Annotated in this window: 4 protein-coding genes; 3 read left to right on the forward strand and 1 reads right to left on the reverse strand. The window is 46.5% G+C overall.

Annotation, left to right across the window (positions count from 1 at the left end):
- Positions 1-136 precede the first annotated feature (136 nt).
- Positions 137-457, reverse strand: coding sequence for an isochorismate lyase (locus AC2VLY_RS09295; protein ID WP_486922150.1), 321 nt, complete (start codon positions 455-457; stop codon positions 137-139).
- 95 nt (positions 458-552) lie between these two features.
- On the opposite strand from AC2VLY_RS09295, the gene AC2VLY_RS09300 reads away from it, so the two are divergent.
- From AC2VLY_RS09300 to AC2VLY_RS09310, 3 genes are all read left to right on the forward strand, one after another.
- Positions 553-699, forward strand: a complete 147-nt coding sequence (locus AC2VLY_RS09300) for a hypothetical protein (protein WP_486922151.1) — start codon at positions 553-555, stop codon at positions 697-699.
- Positions 700-1304: 605 nt separating this feature from the next.
- Complete coding sequence (locus tag AC2VLY_RS09305; RefSeq protein WP_486922152.1) at positions 1305-1877, forward strand: hypothetical protein; 573 nt, start codon at positions 1305-1307, stop codon at positions 1875-1877.
- Between the two features lie 198 nt (positions 1878-2075).
- Positions 2076-2543, forward strand: coding sequence for a hypothetical protein (locus AC2VLY_RS09310; protein WP_486892991.1), 468 nt, complete (start codon positions 2076-2078; stop codon positions 2541-2543).
- Position 2544: the final 1 nt, after the last annotated feature.

The following is a 2544-nucleotide window of genomic DNA, read 5'->3' on the forward strand; positions in this document are numbered from 1 at the left end:
TTCTTGTCAACGGGTCGATGCGTCAGTGACATGCGCTTAAGCCCCTCACCGGGATAGCCAGTAAACAAACTCTCACCACCCCAACACCGCTGTACTCAGCCCGTAGATCATCAAACTCGGTCACAGTGGCAATTTGCTATATCGTCCGTTGATGAATCTTCCATCGTTTCATCTCCTCTTCGATAAAGTGGCTCACCAAATCACTGTATAGCCTTGCGATTGCATCCGGATTCAGGCCTTCCAATTGTGCCCATTCACGGCGCAGCTCCAGCATGGCCTTAAAGCGTTCTGGTGAACGAACCGATATTTCGGATGTTTTGAACTTTGATGCCTCGACAACATATTTGAACCGTTTCCCGAGCATCGCAATAATTGCGCGATCAATGTGGTCTATCTCTCGGCGAATATCATCCATCCCGGAACAATCCTCTGGCTCTACTTGATTTTGAAAATCCATTCATTCAGCTCCATAGTTGTTTGGCTGATAAATCAGCTATCCTTATGTCTTGTATACAGTGCATCCATTGGATCACAGATCCTACCACGGTAAATTTGTTCTCAGCCACTCCGCAAACAGTCAGCACCATTGTCGCCAATCTGGAACGCGCCGGAGCCATTGTGCGCCATCCGCATCATTACCATGGTCGTATCCAGCAGATTGATCTCAGCGAGACAGGCAAGTCCTTATTGGGGATGTAAGCCCAAACCGCCGAAATTTCCGTCTGTATCGCCTTAAGGTGTTTTCTACCGTAAGACAAGTCTGCATTGTATATGTGTTTACATCTATTTGGCACTCACACCCTGATTGCGTCTTAATGAACGCCAAGATCATACAGTAGGATTTTCATTGGGTTACGCTGTAGGCGGAAATTTCGGCGGTTTGGGCTTACATCCCCTACATGCTTCAGGATGAAACTTGTTCAGGATGATACTCTATTGTCCGTTAACACATGCGGCGACCTATCCCTCATGAAAGTCGGTGAAACTTCAGTATTTCATTCTTGAGCGAGCTATGTAACACATGTTGTTATGAAACGATTCAAAGAATGTAAAAAACCTGGCTGGACCAAAAGAAATTCTTCTTGATCAGTGAACGTCAAAGAAATGACAGAAAAATCTTATAAATAAATTAACAAGTTGAAAAACATGATGCTTTTTCCGCAAGAAGACTCGGACCAAACGAGTTATTACCTATACGGTAACATTGGCACATAGTTTGCTAACTTTTTGGTGCCCGGCTGGCTAGTCGCTCTCCGGGTAAAATAAACTTTCATTTCATCCCAGTACTTAAAAAGGAGTAAATTATGGCTGCTTTATTAGGCGGTGTATTGGATACAGTTACAGGTTTGGTTGGTGGTCTTTTGGGAGGCAGCAGCGGTCTTACCACCAGTGACGTCAGTACACTGATGAATGATGGTGTTGCTGCAACCAGTAGCCTCGATAAGTCGGTTACAAAAGATTCAGCTACGTTGGCAGGTGATCTGACCAATGATATTACGACAGCCGCACAGGGCACACTGAGTGAAGCCGCGACTGGTGCAGAAGACATGAGCAAAAGCTTCCTGTCGGATTCCTCGTCCACCCTGGCTTCTGTGGAGAAGTCATTGGGTTCCAGCCTCGGATCCACTTATGCTTCTGATGTAGAAGGACCGCTAGCCAAAGGCGTGGGCGGTGGAATTAGCGGAATGCTGACAGGCGTAGGTACCGGTGTGGGTGACGCAATGGCCAATATGGCTACCAGTGTACCTGCAGCAACTGCTTCCATTGCCAAATCACTAGGCGCATCCACTCTTACGGCTACCGGTTTAAGTGACGTATTGGGTAACGCGACAGTAGTTGGTTCTTCTTCGACTGGACTGTTAGGTGGCCTTCTCTAGCGCCATCTATTGGTCCTAAGTAGATGAGATTGTGGTGCGGCATTTTTTGTCGCACCATTTTAACAGGGCATTTCGTAAAGTCGCACCCGCATTGTTCGATAAAAGTCTAACCAGAATGACCAAGTCATCATAAGCAGTCATTTCATAAATAATGGGATTTTGCGACATGCCCATTACACCCAAAGTGAGGGTATAATTATGGGTTTACTTGGAGGTTTATTATCCGGCGTTCTGTCTGCTCTTGGCTTGGATAGCAGCAGTGCTAGTAGTTCTACACCCTCTATCCAGACGGTGAGTACCGTGGGCGCTGAAATGAATCATGCAGTTTCTCAAGCGATAAGTGCCGCTTCCACGCTTACCAGTGAGGGGATCGGATATGCAAGTGGTGAATCAAACGCTGCCATAACCAAAGCAGACTCGTTATTGTCAACAGGTATTCTTGGCGCAGAAAATGCCATTCCATCCGCGCTGAGTGGAAATATATCTTTAAGCAGTGCTACCGCTACGTTAAACGACCTAACCTCAGATGGCCAAAAAGCTGGAACGACCATTGCAGATTTTGCCAGTCAAATGCCCATGAATGTAGCACAAGGGATAGCCAAAAATGTTGGAAGTATTTCGTCGGTACCTGTCCCGACGGACATCGGTGGTTACTTGTTTTACTGAC

The organism is Acidithiobacillus sp. TH-A36 (assembly GCF_057473445.1).